The following is a 17115-nucleotide window of genomic DNA, read 5'->3' as shown; positions in this document are numbered from 1 at the left end:
TTGCATCAAAATAAAACCTAAATGCCACTAACTTTTTGCCATCCAGCAATTGTTCTTGCGCTAAAAAAGCTAAAATCGAATTGGTTTTCGATGACGGGATTAATCATTGGTTCGATGTCGCCAGATTTAGAATATTTCTCTCGAATGGAGATTGTAGCGACGTATATTCATTTGTTTTGAGGCGTTTTGTATTTTGATTTACCAATTGCTCTTATTTATTGTTTCGTTTTTCACTTATTTGTCCGAGATGTTTTAATTCATCGTTTACCTTATTTTTTAAAAGAACGATTTGCTCAATTCCTAATTTTTGATTGGATTGATTATTTCAAAAAACATTTGATAATTGTAATTCTCTCAATTATAATAGATGCATATTCACATCTTTTTTGGGATGCTTTTACCCATGAATGGGGATTTTTTGCGAAACATTTTCATGCTTTACAGAAAACTTGGGTTCAAATTCCTTTCAAAAATTTCGAAGTAAAAGGGTATAAATTTCAACAACATTTTAGCACTTTTTTAGGTACGATTTTTATAGCTTTTTGGATTTATAAAATGCCAAAACAAATTCTTCTAAAAACTAAATTTGATTACATTTTTTTGGTTAAAAGTAGTTCTATTTACAACTATTATTTCCACAATACGATTAGTTTTCTTCCCAATAGAAATTGCTTTAGGAAATATTATTGTTGTTATCGGAATGAGTATTTTTTTGAGTTTGATTATTTTGGGTTAAAGGAGAAACTATTAATAAAAAAATAAAAGGTTATCAAATAATTGACAACCTTTTATTTTAGAAGTGATTAAAAACTCACTTTATCTTTTATATAATTTCCGTTTTGACAGAATTGTTTTAATTCATTTTCGATGAAGATTTCAATAGCTTCCGCATTTTGCGAAGGATACAATAAATGTACATTTGCGCCAGCATCTAATGTAAAATACAAATGATTTCCTGTTTCGCGGCGGAATTCCCACAATTTTTCTAAAGCAGCAACTGTATTTGGTTTCATCAAAATAAATGCAGGATTCGACATCATCATCATGGCGTGCAATGTCAAAGCTTCATGTTCTACCAATTCTCCAAACGCTTTGATATCGCCAGATTTTAAAATTGGTAATAAAGCTTTTAAGTTTTCATTTGCTTCCACAAAACGACGTTCTGCATACGGATGTCCATTCATTAAATTGTGACCAACAGTAGAAGAAACCGATTTTTGACCTTCGTGAATCAATAAAATGGTATCATGAAAAGTTTTGAAAACATCATGAATTTCGACATCTGGATATTTTGTTCCAAATAAATCTGAACTACCTTCGATAAAATCATTTTCTCCCCATTCAACCAAACCTTTGTAAACCGAACGACAAGCACTTCCAGAACCTAAACGAGCCAAGAAAGAAGCTTTTTTCTTGGCGTCTTCTTCTGATAAATTTGCGCCAAGAATATTCTCAATTTGAACTAAACATAATGCCATTGCCGACATTCCAGAAGCTGAAGAAGCAATTCCAGAACTATGTGGGAAAGAATTATGTGTGTGAACTTCAAATTTGAATTGATTCAAAAATGGAATGTAAGCCGTAATTCTTTCGAAAAAAGTAATGATTTTTGGAGTAAAACTTTCTTTCAATTCACCTTCTAAATAAACTTCAACTTCGAAAGCATCCGATGTTTTTGGCGAAAATTTTAATTCAGTTTCTGTATAGCTATTGGTTAACGTATAACTAATTGAACTATTGGTTGGAATTTGATTTTTCTTTTTTCCCCAATATTTTACCAACGCAATATTTGATGGACTTTTAGCAGAAACGCTTCCTGATTTTAATTCCGAAGCAGTTGTTGAAAGTGTTGAAATGAATTGTTGTTCCATAAAACAAAAGTAAACTATTTTGTAGAATTCAGCTTTTGAAAGCGTTTATAATGATAATCAATTGCTTCTTTGATTGGAATAAATTCGTATTGAAGCAAATTTTTAACTTTAGAATTGTCGTATTTGGTATAAGTTGTCAACGAATAATAATTCGCTTTTGTCATATATTTTCCACCAAAAATACGACTAAAAATAGATAGATTTTTAATGATTTTCAAGGTTGTATTCGAAACATTTTTGATTGAACGTTTGCTATTGATCGAAACAAGATCAAATACTTCTCGGTAACTTTTATTTTCAGAAATTACCACAAATTTTTGATTGTAAACTTGTTGATTAATTAACTCTAAAAAAATCTTCACCACATCGCGAACATCAACAAAACCAGTTCCACCAGAAGGTGCATAATCGCTTTTTGACGAATTTTGTTGAAATAAACTTTCGCTTGCACGTTTAGTATCCAATGTTCCGATGATTACACCAGGATTAATAATAATCACTTTAACACCTTCTTGTGAAGCGCGCCAAACTTCCATCTCGGCTCTAAATTTTGAAATAGAATACGACGAATGTGTTAAGCTATTGTTCCAAGGAGAAAGTTCATCAATCATTTTTGTAACAGGATTGATATCATCCATGGAAGCAATCGAGCTGATAAAGAAAAACTCCTTTATTCCGGCATCTATCGCTTCGTTGACCAATGTTTCTGTTCCTAAAATATTGGTATTAAAAATCACTTCTTCTTGACGTTCATCAAATGAAACAAATGCAGCAGCGTGGTAAATTGTTTCGATTCCTTCTAATAAATTCGGAAGTTCAGTTACATCCAACAAATCACCATCAATCCAATGAATAAATTGATAAAATTGCGAAGCATTTTGTTCCGCAAAGAAATTTTGGATGGTTTCTGTGTTCGATGTTTTTCGTTTTAAGGCACGAATAGGTTGTTGCTTTTTTGCCAATTCTACCAACAAATGCGCGCCAACCAAACCTGTTCCTCCCGTTACGAAAATCATACTGAATTATAAATATTTTTTTTTCTTGAACCAAAAGTAAATAAAAATTACCACTAATAACATGACAAGTAAACAAATTGGATAGCCTAATTTGTAATTTAACTCGGGCATGAAATCGAAATTCATTCCATAAATTCCAGCGATAAAGGTTAAGGGTAAGAAAAATGCAGAAAAAACGGTAAGCGTTTGCATGATTTCGTTAGATTTCTGTCCATTTAACGAAAGATAAATTGTTAACAAACTTTGTACGTCATCTACAATTTGTGAATGCAAGTGTAACATTTTTACGTTTTCTTCGTACAAATCCTGCGATGAACTTGTCTTTTTGTTATCTGCGCGATATTCTTTCAGTGCTTCAAGCGTATAATCTAATATTTTTTTGCAAGCTGTAGCTTCTCGTTTGATTTTATATAAGGTAGGAAGTTTAATTTTTCTGAAATCATCCGTAAAAATGAAATGTTCGAGTTGATTAACTTCTTCGTCCATTTGATATGCAGGCTCTTCGTAAGTTTTGATGGTTTCGGAAATAATACGATATAAAATACCTTTGATTAAGATTCTAGAAGAATCAGTATTAGCTAAATACTTTTTCTGAATTTTGTCAAAAATATCCGTTTCCTTTTGATGAACAGTCACGATAAAATCTGCACCGATGTAAATACTGATTTTGTGACTAAATTCTCGAATGATGTTTTTCAACATGCGATGTTCTTTATCAAAAAACCGAATCAATAAAAACGAAACATTTTGATCATCTGATTCGTATTTTGGTAAATGGCCAGGTTCTAAACTATCTTCTATCGTTAATTTCTGAAAATTATATTTTGTTGCAATTTCATCTAATTCTTCTTTGGTTGGATTATGTAAATTAATCCATTTGAATTTTTCGTTTTCAAAAAGCGTTTGCATTGAAAGTGTTTTTTAATGTGTTAAATAACAAAAGATTATATTGAATAATTAAAAATATGTAATTATAAGTGGTTTTTTGTGTTAAAATTATGATTTTTTTGGAAATGTGTTAAAAAATGTTAATATTGCATTAGATAAATCAAAAACACATGAGAAAAAAAATGACTTCTTTATAATTGATCGCTTTTCTTGGGTTAAGTACACTTGTATTTGCTCAAACAAAAGGGACAGTGAATGATGCAAATGGTTTTCCAGAGTCTGACATTGAAGTTTCTGTAAAAGGAACTCAGAATATTGTGTATACAGACGAAAATGGAAATTTTGACATTGATGCTAAAGTTGGAGATATTTTAGTTATTAATGGCGAAGAGTATATAGTTACAAGTAATAATTTAGGAGTAATCAATCCTAAAAAAACTAGTACTGTAGATTTACAAGAAACTGTAGTTACAGCTTATGGTGTTCAAAAGAAAGAAACCGTAGTGGGTTCTAATGTTCAGATTAAATCTGAAGTTTTTGAAGATCGTGCATTAACTAATGTTGCAAAAGCCTTAGAAGGTGGAGCTCCTGGAGTTCAATTTTCAACTTCTACAGGACAACCTGGTTCTGGTGCTAATATTCGAATAAGAGGTATTTCTTCTTATAATTTATCAAATTCACCATTATTTGTTGTTGACGGTGCTATTTTCACAGGGTCTTTGTCTGATATTAATCCGAATGATATCGAATCGTTTAGTGTTCTAAAAGACGCTTCATCTACTTCATTATACGGATCTGCAGCTGCAAATGGAGTTGTAATGATTACGACAAAAAAGGGGAAGAAAGGAAATAAAGGGAAGTTCACATTTAGCTCGAATACCGGAGTTGTAACAAGAGGGGTGCCTGAGTATGCTAAGGTAGGAGCTGAAGATTATTATAAATTGACTTGGACATCAATGCGTAATGGTTATTTAGAATCAAACCCAAATGCTACAGTAGAACAAGCGAATCAATGGGCATCAAATAATTTGATAACTCAGAATTTGAAAAACAACATTTATAATGTTCCAAATAATGAGGTAATTATTAATGGTGAGTTGAATCCAAATGCGTCAATGTTGTATAACGACTTTGATTGGATGGATGCTGTGACTAGAGTTGGATCTCTTCAACAATATAACTTGAGTTATGCAGGTGCTTCTGATGATACAAATTACTTTGCATCTTTAGGTTATAATAATGAAGAAGGTTATATTATAAAATCTGACTTCGAAAGATATAACGCTCGTGTAAATGTAGATTCTCGTGTAAGTAAATGGTTGAAAATTGGTACAGATATAACGGGTGCATTAACAAAATCTAAACAAGCAGAAGATGGAGAAGGTTCATCTTATATTAATCCATTTTATACTGCACGTTTTATGGGGCCAATATATTCACCGTATTTATACGATGATGAAGGGAAAAGAATGTACGATGAAAATGGTAACGTAAGATATGATGGTACTTTTACAAGAGGTCGTGGAGCAGGAGCAGGAGTAGGACGTAATGTTTTGCAAGAAACATTATTAAACGATCGTTTTCGTGAAATGAATGCTGTTTTCACCAGAACTTTTGCAGAGTTTAATTTGTTGCCAGGATTAACTTTTAGAACGAATGTTGCATATGATATCCAAAATTATAACTTCAAATCTTATCAGAACAAAGAAATTGGAGATGCAATTGGTACAGCTGCATTAGGGATTACAAGACAAAAAACAACATCATTAACTTTAAATCAAATTTTATCTTATCAAAAATCATTCGGACTACATAACTTACAAGTAGATTTAGGACACGAGTCTATTGATCGTAATATACAATATGCTTATACGAGAAAAACACACGAAGTTGTTGGAGGGATTAGAGAATTATCAAACTTTATCGTAAATACAAGTAATACTGGATACTCAATCGATTTAAGAAAAGAATCTTACTTTGGACGTGTTAATTATGATTACAATAGTACTTACTCTTTATCGGCTTCGGTAAGACAAGATCAATCTTCTCGTTTTGCACAAGGTAGAGATAAAGGAACATTCTGGTCAGCAGGTGCAGGATGGAATATTCACAAAGAAGACTTCTTGCGAGGTTCTAGTGTTGTTAATAATCTTAAGTTAAGAACTTCTTATGGAGAAGTTGGAAATGATGGAGGAATTGGAGAAGAACCAGGATATAATGCGGATTTAAATCTATATGTTTTAAATAGAAATAATGGTTTAGAAACTGGAATTTTATTGGATCAGATTGGTAATCCAAATTTAACATGGGAAAAGAATAAACAATTTGACCTAGCAGTAGAGTTTGGTTTATTGAATAATCGTATTAATGGTTCGGTTGAATATTATCAAAGGAGAACAGATGGAATGATTTTTCCTGTCCCAACACCAGGTTCAGCAGGAGTACCAGGTAATTCGATCAATGCTAATTTTGGGTCAATGGAAAATCGTGGAATCGAAATTTCTTTGGATTTTGGAATTGTTCGTAATGAAAATTTAAAATGGAATTTCATCGTCAACGCATCTACTATTAAGAACGAAATGATAAAAATGCCTGAAGGACAAGATGCAATTATAAATGGGACAAAACGTATAGCTAAAGGACGTTCTATTTATGACTTTTGGTTAAGAGAATATCATGGTGTAGATTCTACAGATGGACGTTCTTTATATGTGCAAGATCCTGAAAAAGACGATGACAAAAGTACCCGTGTAATTGATGGGAAAAAATATACAATTGATCATCAAAATGCTAAGTATGGTTATGTAGGAACTTCTATTCCTGACTTATATGGTAGCTTTTCTAATAATGTTTCTTATAAAGGGTTTTATTTGAACGCAATGTTTGCTTATCAAATAGGAGGAAAAACATATGATAGTAACTATGCGAAATTTATTTCGACATCTCCTGAAGGTGCAGCAATTAGTGTTGATATGTTAAATGCATGGAAAAACCCCGGAGATATAACGAATATTCCTAAAATGTCTACAAATAACGAAGCAGCAAATTTGGCATCTTCTTCTAGATATTTAGTGAAATCGGATTATTTATCATTAAGAACGGCAACATTTGGTTATACGTTCAATAAAGAACAAATTGAAAAATTAGGGGTTTCCTCATTCAAATTATTCATTACAGGGGAGAACCTTGTTAGCTGGACAGCTAGAAAAGGAATGGAGCCGGTACAATCATTTAACGGGACAACTTCTTATCGTTATACTCCTCCAAAAATATGGAGTGTAGGAGTTAATGTTCAATTTTAAATTCAAAAAAATGAAAAAAACAATACTTATATTAGCTACATTAATGTTGGGAAGTTCAACAATGTTAACTTCTTGTGCTGATGATTTCTTAGATACAATTCCTACTTCAGAAATTGGAGATGAAACAGCATATTCTACAGGAGAAAACTTGATGACGATTATTAACGGGATGCATAGAAATATGTATGTTAGACAAAACTCTTCACAAGGTCAAAATGGATATACAGCCCAATTAATTGTAAGTGATGTATTAGGTGATGATGTTGTGTTTCCTTCTACAGGTAACGGATGGTTCGTTTCTACATTGAGATGGTTAGATATTAACAACGAATCTTCAGGAAATATCGCTTATCCATGGAATTTTTGGTACTCTATGATGCGTAATGCAAATAATGTTATTACATATGGGCAAGATGCAGGAGGTAATCAAACATTAAAGAATAATGCAATTGGACAAGCATATGCTTACAGAGCTTTTGGCTATTTTCAATTAGTTCAATTGTATGCTAATAGATACGAAGCAGGAAAAACGAATTCTCAATTAGGAGTAGTTATTCGCTTAGATCCTTCACCAGAGTTAATGGAAGATCCTAAAGAAAGATCTACAGTAGAAGAAGTGTATAAACAAATTTGGTCAGATTTAGATCAAGCTGAAAAACAATTAACAGGTATTTCTAAACTACACAACTCACATTTTTCTTTAGATAACGTACAAGGACTTAAAGCTCGTGTCGCATTGGTGCAACAAGATTATGCGAAAGCAGCACAATATGCGAAAGAAGCAAGAGGGGTATTGACACTTATGACTCAAACTCAGTATAAAGCTGGTTTTAATGATTATACGAATCCAGAATGGATGTGGGGTGTTAAAATTATTTCTGATCAGACAGATTATTTTGGAAACTTCCATGCGTACATGTCAAGAAATTATAACTCAACACAAATTAGAACAGCTCCTAAAGTAATGAATACGAAATTGTATAATGCATTTCCTTCTACTGATGTGAGAGTACAAGTTGTGGATCCGACAGGAAAACATACAAGTTTAGGTTTGCCATCAAATTATTCGTTATTTGCTTATACATCTCAAAAATTTCTATCAGAAAGTACTGCGTCTTCATTAGGCGATGTGCCATTTATGCGTGTAGCTGAAATGTATTTAATAGAAGCAGAAGCATTATATAAGTTAGGTAAAGAAGCAGATTCGAAAACAGTATTGTCTACTTTAGTAAAGGCAAGAGATACATCTTTTACAACATTTACAACTACTGGAGATGCTTATTACCAACAAATTTTGTTGAATAGACGTTTAGAGTTGTGGGGAGAAGGATTTAGATTCTATGATTTAAAACGTTTAGGGCAAAAACTTGATCGTACTGGAGCAAATCATAATACAACTGTTATTAATAATGTGTATACAATTGAGGCATCAGACAATAGATGGCAGTGGGTAATTCCTCAAGCTGAGATAAACTCAAATCCATTATTAAAACAAAATCCATCATAACATTTTTAATATAATTTATCCTCATTAATTATATACTTAAAATAGAGGTTTTCCATTAGGAAAACCTTGATTTTTTATATCCAAAAATCTCTATTATAATCTACTGAAAAATCATAACTTTGTACCTTGTAAAAATTAGATAAAAAATATATTAAAATACTATGAATCCATTAATTGAAGAATTGACTTGGAGAGGACTGGTTCACAATATTATGCCAGGGACAGAAGAACAACTAAATAAAGAAATGACTTCTGGTTATGTAGGTTTCGATCCTACAGCAGATTCTCTTCACGTGGGAAGTTTGGTTCCTATTTTCTTATTGGTTCATTTGCAACGTCACGGTCATCGTCCAATCGCCTTGGTTGGTGGTGCAACTGGTTTTATCGGTGATCCTACTGGTAAAGCAGCAGAGAGAAGTTTATTAGACGAAGAAACATTGAATAAATATGTTGCTGGAATTAAAGCACAATTGTCTCGTTTCTTAGATTTTGATACGAATAATGGAAATTCAGCTTTATTGGTGAATAACTATGATTGGATGAAAGATTTTTCGTTCATCGATTTTGCACGTAATGTCGGAAAACACATTACTGTAAATTATATGATGGCAAAAGATTCTGTAAAATCTAGACTATCTTCTGAATCGAATGTCGGAATGTCTTTCACAGAATTTACATATCAATTGATTCAAGGATATGATTATTTACATTTGTACAAAGAATTAGGTGCAAAATTGCAAATGGGAGGTTCTGATCAATGGGGAAATATTACAACAGGAACAGAATTAATTCGTCGTACAGTACAAGGTGAAGCTTTTGCTTTTACTTGTCCATTAACAACTAAAGCGGACGGAACTAAATTTGGGAAATCGGAAGGTGGAGAAAATATTTGGTTAGATAAAAACCGTACTTCTCCTTATAAATTCTACCAATTTTGGTTAAATCAAGCGGATGCTGATGCTGAACGTTACATCAAAATTTATACGTTCTTAGAAAAAGAAGCGATTGATGATTTAATCGAGCGTCATCGTCAAGAGCCACATTTACGCGAATTACAACGTAAATTAGCAACTGAAATTACAATTTTAGTTCATGGTGTTGAAGAATTACGCAAAGCAGAAAAAGCATCTCAAGTTTTATTCGGAAAATCAACTTCAGAAGATTTGAAAGAATTAGATGGAGATACTTTCTTATCAGTTTTCGAAGGTGTGCCTCAAGCAACTATTGCAAAAACTGATATCGAAGCGGGATTGGATATTGTTACTGCTTTAGCAGAAAAATCAGGCTTCTTAAAATCAAATTCAGAAGCGCGTCGTGAATTAAAAGCAAACGCAATTTCTGTAAACAAAGAAAAAGTAGCGGAAGAATTTGTATTAACAACAGAAAATTTAATTGCTGATAAATATGTTTTATTACAAAAAGGTAAAAAGAATTATTTCATCTTAATTGTTGAATAATTTTTTAGATAAAACATTTCCAAAATAGAAAGCAAGCTGAATTAAGCTTGCTTTTTGTTTTGAAAACTATTTTTTTATCTCAATTCTGAAAGATAATTTTTTATGGCTTCTGAAAGATTTCCGGTTGAATTTTCTAAAACGCGTAAAAAAGCACTTCCTATAATTGCTCCATTTGCGTAATTCCAAGCTTTTTCTACATCAGCCTTTGTCGAAATCCCAAATCCAATTTGATGTGGTTTTGTTAAGCCTAGATTTTTAACATTTGACAAAAAATCTTCATTATAATTAGATTGTGTAGCACCAGTTGTAGCTGAACTCGAAACGATATAAACAAATCCAGAAGTTGCATCATTAATCTCTTTAATGCGTTTTTCTGTTGTTAAAGGTGTAATTAAAAATGTAACTTTTTGATCGTATTTCTCAAATAATTCTTTGTGTTGCGTCAAGTAAATTTCGTACGGCATATCAGGTAAAATCAAGCCTGAAACTCCACTTTCTTGACAGTTTTGTAAGAATTTTTCTAATCCGAATGTCATTACTTGATTGTAATAACCCATCAAAACAATTGGCGAAGATATTTGATTTTGAACCGATTTTAATTGCTCAAACAAAATGTCCAATGTCATTCCATTTGCTAACGCTTTTTCACTTGTAGCTTGTATTGTTGGACCATCAGCTAAAGGATCAGAATATGGAATACCGACTTCGATAATGTCAACATTATTTTGATCTAATTCTTTTAAAATAACAAGAGTATCCGATAAATTCGGATACCCAGCTGTTGTGTATATTGTAACGAGGTTTTTATTTTTTTGACTAAATAATTGCTCTAATTTGTTCATTTTTATTTTGCTTGTTTTAATAAGATTGTATAGACTGGAAAGTGGTCAGAATAACCGTTTGCACGATAAGTATCGCCGCTCCACATACGGTTAGGGAAGCCTTTATATGCACCTTCTGTCGCTTTTAAATAATCTTTGTTGTAAATTTCAGTTTTGAAGATTTTATACGTTGAATAATCTTTATTTTTTGTAACCAATGATGAAGTTGAGATAAATTGATCAAATAGATTCCAAGCATCACGATAAGCTAAAGTACCAACACCTTTTTTATATAAAGGTAACATAGGATCGTAATATCCGTTATCCGAAACTTTAGCAATTTCTCCAGCCGGATCAAATATGTTTTTAATACTTGGAGAAATAGGATCATCATTAAAATCACCCATTGCAATTACTTTTGCATTTGGATTTTTAGATTTTAACTCATCAAAAATTCCTTTCATCACCTTTGCTGCTTCCATACGAGCTGGCATCGAAACTTTTTCTCCACCACTACGAGAAGGCCAGTGATTCACTAAAAAAGTGATTTCTTCACCGTCTAATAAACCTGTAACTTGTAGAATATCACGCGTATATTTGCGTTTACCTTCAGCATCATAATTGAAAATTGGATGAGGTCTTGCATCAATAACCTTGAAACGAGATTTTTGATACAATAAACCTGTATCAACTCCACGAGCATCAAACGAATTGAAATGAACAACACCATAATCGTATTTTTTCAAAGCAGAGCTTTTTGCTAAATCTTCTAAAGTTTCTCTTGTCTCGATCTCACAAATACCTACGATTACTGGAGCAGAGCCTGTAACATCTGCGCCTAATTCGCTAATAACTTTTGAAATATTATTGACTTTTTGGAAATATTTTTCTGTATTCCATCTTTTATTTCCGTTTGGTAAAAATTCTTCTTGAAGAATTAATGGACGGATAATTTTCTTTCCTTTTATATTTTCGTACGTATAACTTTGTTTGAATTCTTCTGTTTCGTACTTCGATATGTCAGATTCTGCAATCTGAATGTGATAATTTTTGTCATTAAAAGGTAAAGTTCCATTTACATATCCAACTGATTTTATGGTGTCAAAAAGATTTTCAACATTGTAAAAGGCTACAGTTGCACTTGAATATTTGCTTTGAGCTTTAACATTTAACGTTAAGAATAAATTAAAAATTATTAATAAAGTTAAAGATTTATTAATTTTAAACATATGTTATTAATTATGAATTTATTAAATTTGTTGTCCTATTTTTTCTGATGAAGGAAATAGAGAGCTAATTTATAAATAAAAATTCGTTTGAATGAACAAATTATTGTTAAGTCTTTCAGTCTTTGCTGCAACTGTCGCTATGGCGCAGGCGCAAACAAAGGTTACTGGGGTAGCAAAAAATGCTGCTACAGGTGAAGAGGTTTATAACCTCACTGTACGTTTGGACGGAGGAGCAGTAAGCGATGCTGCTATCACCGATCGTATAGGTTATTTTCAGTTTGTAGATATTCCGGATGGAACATACAAATTACAAGTTTATGGCGTGGGCTATGACCCATATGAAAAAGAAATCACTGTAACAGGGCAAAAAGAGCTTGACTTAGGTGATATTAAATTAACATTTAATCCAAATACAGCAGAAGTTGGAATTATTACATTAACAGATGATGAATTATCTGATGATGAAAGTTCGACAGCTTCAAATTCAGGACTTTTACAATCTTCGCGCGATGTTTTTGCTCGCGTTTCTGCGTACGAATTAGGTTCGTATTGGTTTAAACCAAGAGGTTTAGACAACAAATATAATGACGTATTATTTAATGGGGTTCGTATGAACAAAATGGATAATGGTCGTGCAACTTTTAATAACTGGGGAGGTTTGAATGATGTAACTCGTCGTCCAGATGAGTTAACATACGGAATCGAACCTTCTAATTATGCTTTTGGAGATTTAGGAGGAGTTACAAATTTTGATACTCGACCTTCAACAATGCGTAAAGGAGTAAGTTTGGCTTATTCTAATACAAATCGTTCATACAGAAATCGTGTAATGGCAACATACAATACAGGATTAATGGATAACGGTTGGGCATTTATGGTTTCAGGAAGTAGACGTTGGGCAGATGAAGGTATTATAGAAGGTACTTTTTATGATGCATATGCTTACTATTTAGGTGTTGAGAAAAAGTTTAATGAAAAACATACCTTAAACTTTACAAGTTTTGGTGCGCCAACTCGTCGTTCTACAGGTTCACCTAATACGCAAGAAGTTGTTGATTTAAAAGGTATTTACTATAATTCTTATTGGGGATGGCAAGATGGTGAAAAACGTAATGAACGTGTAAAGAAAACTTTTGAGCCTATTAATATGTTGACGCATCATTGGAATATTAATAATAAATCAAAATTAACGACAACTATTTCGTATCAATTTGGAAAAGAAAGTGGATCTCGTTTAGATTGGTTTAAAGCAAATAATCCTTCACCAACATATTACCGTAATATGCCGAGTTACTTAGCTTTTAATGGAGCGTCTGCTGATGCAATCGCAGAAAGAGAGCAATTATGGAGAAGTGGTCAAATCTCTCAGTTAGATTGGGCAAGTATGTATCGTGCGAATGAAAATAGTACGACAGGAAGAGCGGCTTATTGGTTAACTGCAGATGTTAATGAAGATAAAACAGCTACGGCTTATACTAATTTTCAAACAGAATTAACTTCAAATATAGATTTAACAATTGCTGCATCTTATCAAAATACAAAATCTAAATTGTATCGTGAGATTCAAGATTTATTAGGTGCACAATATGTATTAAATGTAGATGATTTTAATGTGACGACAAATTTACCTGTTAATCATTTTTATAATTTCAACTTATTGGATCCTGATTATGTTGCTAAGAAAGGAGATAAACAAGAGTATTACTACGAAATTAATCGTGATTATGCAGATTTATTCGCGCAGTCTAAAATTAAATCTAAATACTTAGATGTTACTATTGGGATGAAAGCTGCTTTAACGAAGTTTTACCGTGATGGAAAGTTCCAAAATGAAATGTATAAAGACAATTCTTATGGAAAGAGTAAAACATATGATTTTGTAGACTTTGGTGTAAAATCTAACTTTTTAGTAAAATTAGATGGACGTAACTTTATTCAAGCAAATGTAATGTATCAGACAGAAGCACCAACTTCTGATGAGATTTTTCCAAATGCACGTCTTAATGATGTAACTGTTAATGGAATTGAAAGTGCTAAAATATTTTCAAGTGATTTATCTTATATTTTAAGAGCTCCACGTATCAAAGCTCGTGCGACGGCTTTTTATACTAGAACAAAAGATGAGATAGAGAAGGCTTTTGGATATATTGATGGTGTTTCGGATCAAATTTTTGTTTCTGAGGTGATGACAGGTGTTGGAAAAGAATATTTAGGAACTGAGTTGGCTGTAGAAGCGCAAGTTTTACCAGTTCTTACAGTTTCTGCTGTAGCTGCTATTGGACAATATGTATACAAAGACAATTCTGATTATAACCTATATTCTGATGAATTCGGGATTAATGGAATTCCTTACAAAAATTATGGAACTGCTTATTTAGAAAACTATAAACTTGCTTCTGGACCTCAATCAGGATTTACTTTAGGTGCTGAGTATCGTGATCCTAAATTTTGGTGGGTTGGTGTTTCTGGAAACTATTTAATGAACAATTATGCAGACCCTGCTCCTTTTAGAAGAACAATTAATTTTATTACCCAAAACGGGGTTCCAGTTAACGGAGTAACAGAAGAAGGGTTGAAAGAAGTTTTGAAACAAGAGAAGTTTAGTGATGAGTTTATGTTGAATATCAATTTAGGGAAAACGTTCCGTATTGGTAAATATTCAGCAGGGATTTCAGGAACAGTAAATAATGTACTGAATAATAAAAACTATGTTACAGGAGGTTTTGAACAAATGCGTACAGGTAATTATAATAATGCAATTGATAAAAACTACCAACGTATGTTTGGTTCAAAAATGTTCTACGGAATGGGAACAACTTATTTCGCTAACATTTATTTCAGATTTTAATTTTATTAACAACGAACACAATTTAAAATGAATACAATATCAAAATTAACAATAGCTGGTGTTTTAAGCTTAGGTTTATTTACAGCGCAATCTTGTGTGCAAGATGATGATTATGCAACACCTCCAATTGAATGTAATTTACCAAGTCCTAATATTTCTTTGGCTGATTTAGTTTCTAAAGTAACTGCTGGATCTATAAAATTAGATGCTAATAAAGCAATAGCAGAAGATTTAATCGTACAAGCATATGTTATATCTAGTGACGAAACGGGGAATTTTTTCAAAACGATTTCTTTACAAGATAAAGTTGAGAACCCTACAACAGGTATCCAAATAGAAATTGACGGAAGTAATTTATATAATTCTTATCCATTGGGAGCGCAAGTACAAATTAATTTGAAAGGGTTAATAGTTGCGAATGATCGTGGAGTAATGAAAATAGGTTCTGTAGATCCACAATATACTGTTGGTCGTATTCCAAGTGCTGTCATGTCAACTTATATGGTTAAAACATGTGAAGCAATCCAAACGATTAAACCAAAAGTTGTTTCTTCATTAACAGATGCTTTAAAACCTGAAAATCTAAATACATTAGTAACGATAGAGGGAGTTCAATTCAGTGATCCTGATGGAGATAAAACGTATGGGGTTTCAGGTGCAACAGTGAATAGAGTGATTGTGGATAAAAAAGGAAAAGAAACAGATTTACGTAACTCTGGCTACGCAACATGGTATGCAGATGTTTTACCTAAAAAAAGCGGGTCTATTACAGTAGTAGTTTCTCGATACAATTCAACTTATCAAGTATTTATTCGCGATACAAATGATGTGAAGTTTGATCAACCTCGTTTTGATGTAGGTGGAGGCCAAAATCCAGGTGGAGGCAATAATTCCGAAGCAGCAAATTTATTGTTCAAAGGTTCTGATTTCAATGTTTGGGCTGACTTTTTATCTTCTATTAACTCTTTTGGCTTAGTGAAAGATACCTATGCAACTAGCGGAGTTGGTGTTGGTAGAGATAACACAAATGCATTACTTTTAAAAGGAACACCAAAAGCAAATGATTACGTATTTACAACTATTGTAAATAATACAATTCCTGCAACTCCAAAGAAAATTACATTTTATGTAAAAGGAACATCTGGGAAATCATTGTCACTAAATGTGTATAAATCTGATAAAAAATACGTAGTATATAATGTAGGAGATTTATCGAATTCAAATGTATCTTTATCACCAATTGATGCAAATCAATATACAGGTAAAATTGATACTAAAGGCGAATGGGTTCTTGTTACTCTAAATATTGAAGGAGTAGATATTCAAAAAACTGCTGGTGAAAATATTTTTGCACTAAAAGTAGGAAAAGATGAAGCTTATGATTTAGTTATCGATAATATCAAAATTGACTAATTAATCAGTTTAAATATTATAATAAAAAAGGCAACCAATTGGTTGCCTTTTTTGTTTTTATTAGGTTAATATATTCCTAAATATTCTTCATTTTTTAACGTGATTTCACTTTCTGAAATGTATAAAATTCAAATAAAAATTATCTGTTAATGAGTATCGATTTTAATTTTATAAAAAAAAATAAAAAAAAGATTTATTAATCATTTAATAATGGATAATTGATAAAAATAAAGCAATGTATGTCTTATTTGGATAAAATGTTAATTATGTATCATTCGTTTTTTCTATAGAAAATAGTGTTCAGATTTGTTACCCTATTTTATAAAAATAAGACTATGAAGAGAATTGGATATCCTAACAAAACTTCCGTAGTAAGAAAAGATATAAGACACCCGTTGTGCATTTTGATTAATAAATAATATAGTTGTTCATTTCATTGAAAATAAGTAAATTAATTTAACTTTAAAATATTTACAATGAACAACTTAGTTGCTAATTATGAAAGAATATTGGTAGTTCTACGAAAATATCCACAGATACACTTTTAATTTATCAACGTAGAAGACCTAAACTTTTTGATTTAGAACTCATAAGTCTTGTTTTAACAGCTGAATTTATGGGTATTGATAGTGAAAATCATTTATTTCGAAATCTTCCTAAAGCGCTAAGTTGTAAAATTGAGCGTAGTATTTACAATCGTAGAAAACGTAGATTATCAGAGCAAATTAATAGTATTCGACTTAAATTAGCGAAAGAATTTAAT

General features: G+C 31.9%; 10 protein-coding genes and 2 pseudogenes. 7 read left to right on the top strand and 5 right to left on the bottom strand.

Going from position 1 to position 17115, the window contains the following annotated elements; translation table 11 throughout:
- The first annotated feature begins 21 nt into the window (after positions 1–21).
- Positions 22–762, top strand: a pseudogene (locus B3I31_RS07195) (DUF4184 family protein).
- Between the two features lie 41 nt (positions 763–803).
- On the opposite strand, the gene B3I31_RS07190 reads toward B3I31_RS07195, so the two are convergent.
- Genes B3I31_RS07190 through B3I31_RS07180 form a run of 3 tightly spaced genes read right to left on the bottom strand, consistent with a single transcriptional unit; the run spans position 804 to position 3796 of the window.
- On the bottom strand, positions 804–1871 hold the full coding sequence (locus tag B3I31_RS07190; protein ID WP_291071223.1) for a diphosphomevalonate/mevalonate 3,5-bisphosphate decarboxylase family protein: 1068 nt from the start codon (positions 1869–1871) through the stop codon (positions 804–806).
- 14 nt (positions 1872–1885) lie between these two features.
- On the bottom strand, positions 1886–2887 hold the full coding sequence (locus B3I31_RS07185) for an NAD-dependent epimerase/dehydratase family protein (protein WP_291087813.1): 1002 nt from the start codon (positions 2885–2887) through the stop codon (positions 1886–1888).
- A gap of 6 nt (positions 2888–2893) precedes the next feature.
- A complete protein-coding gene (locus B3I31_RS07180; protein WP_291087810.1) occupies positions 2894–3796 on the bottom strand; it encodes a CorA family divalent cation transporter in 903 nt (300 codons plus the stop codon).
- 176 nt (positions 3797–3972) lie between these two features.
- Between B3I31_RS07180 and B3I31_RS07175 the strand changes: the two genes are divergently transcribed.
- From B3I31_RS07175 to tyrS, 3 genes are all read left to right on the top strand, one after another.
- Positions 3973–7077: a SusC/RagA family TonB-linked outer membrane protein gene (locus tag B3I31_RS07175; RefSeq protein WP_291087808.1), complete on the top strand. Its 3105-nt coding sequence runs from the start codon at positions 3973–3975 to the stop codon at positions 7075–7077.
- A 10-nt stretch (positions 7078–7087) separates the two neighbouring features.
- The gene (locus tag B3I31_RS07170) at positions 7088–8584 is read left to right on the top strand and encodes a RagB/SusD family nutrient uptake outer membrane protein (protein ID WP_291071217.1); all 1497 of its coding nucleotides are present in this window, start codon (positions 7088–7090) and stop codon (positions 8582–8584) included.
- A 161-nt stretch (positions 8585–8745) separates the two neighbouring features.
- Positions 8746–10041, top strand: coding sequence for a tyrosine--tRNA ligase (tyrS, locus tag B3I31_RS07165; RefSeq protein WP_280050042.1), 1296 nt, complete (start codon positions 8746–8748; stop codon positions 10039–10041).
- 74 nt (positions 10042–10115) lie between these two features.
- Here tyrS and trpA read toward each other — a convergent pair whose 3' ends face one another.
- Both trpA and B3I31_RS07155 read right to left on the bottom strand, forming a co-directional pair.
- Complete coding sequence (gene trpA / locus B3I31_RS07160) at positions 10116–10883, bottom strand: tryptophan synthase subunit alpha (protein ID WP_291071215.1); 768 nt, start codon at positions 10881–10883, stop codon at positions 10116–10118.
- 2 nt (positions 10884–10885) lie between these two features.
- Positions 10886–12091 (bottom strand): endonuclease, encoded by a 1206-nt coding sequence (locus B3I31_RS07155; protein ID WP_291047845.1) that lies wholly within the window; start codon positions 12089–12091, stop codon positions 10886–10888.
- A 91-nt stretch (positions 12092–12182) separates the two neighbouring features.
- Between B3I31_RS07155 and B3I31_RS07150 the strand changes: the two genes are divergently transcribed.
- The 3 genes and pseudogenes from B3I31_RS07150 to B3I31_RS14675 all read left to right on the top strand — a co-directional run.
- Positions 12183–14939 (top strand): carboxypeptidase regulatory-like domain-containing protein, encoded by a 2757-nt coding sequence (locus B3I31_RS07150; RefSeq protein WP_291071214.1) that lies wholly within the window; start codon positions 12183–12185, stop codon positions 14937–14939.
- A 27-nt stretch (positions 14940–14966) separates the two neighbouring features.
- Entirely contained in the window at positions 14967–16352 is a 1386-nt protein-coding gene (locus B3I31_RS07145) for a DUF5689 domain-containing protein (RefSeq protein ID WP_291071213.1), read from the top strand.
- A 476-nt stretch (positions 16353–16828) separates the two neighbouring features.
- A pseudogene (locus B3I31_RS14675) lies at positions 16829–17115 on the top strand (IS982 family transposase); the annotation flags it as partial.

The organism is Empedobacter sp. UBA3475 (assembly GCF_002378465.1).
Lineage (GTDB): Bacteria > Bacteroidota > Bacteroidia > Flavobacteriales > Weeksellaceae > Empedobacter > Empedobacter falsenii_B.
Note: the sequence above shows the minus strand (reverse complement) of the source record. Positions and strands in the feature narration are given on the sequence as shown.

Coding starts and splice junctions, on each gene's coding strand:
- B3I31_RS07190 (WP_291071223.1), bottom strand. CDS start 1,871: ATGGAACAACAATTCATTTCAACACTTTCAACAACTGCTTCGGAATTA.
- B3I31_RS07185 (WP_291087813.1), bottom strand. CDS start 2,887: ATGATTTTCGTAACGGGAGGAACAGGTTTGGTTGGCGCGCATTTGTTG.
- B3I31_RS07180 (WP_291087810.1), bottom strand. CDS start 3,796: ATGCAAACGCTTTTTGAAAACGAAAAATTCAAATGGATTAATTTACAT.
- B3I31_RS07170 (WP_291071217.1), top strand. CDS start 7,088: ATGAAAAAAACAATACTTATATTAGCTACATTAATGTTGGGAAGTTCA.
- tyrS (WP_280050042.1), top strand. CDS start 8,746: ATGAATCCATTAATTGAAGAATTGACTTGGAGAGGACTGGTTCACAAT.
- trpA (WP_291071215.1), bottom strand. CDS start 10,883: ATGAACAAATTAGAGCAATTATTTAGTCAAAAAAATAAAAACCTCGTT.
- B3I31_RS07155 (WP_291047845.1), bottom strand. CDS start 12,091: ATGTTTAAAATTAATAAATCTTTAACTTTATTAATAATTTTTAATTTA.
- B3I31_RS07150 (WP_291071214.1), top strand. CDS start 12,183: ATGAACAAATTATTGTTAAGTCTTTCAGTCTTTGCTGCAACTGTCGCT.
- B3I31_RS07145 (WP_291071213.1), top strand. CDS start 14,967: ATGAATACAATATCAAAATTAACAATAGCTGGTGTTTTAAGCTTAGGT.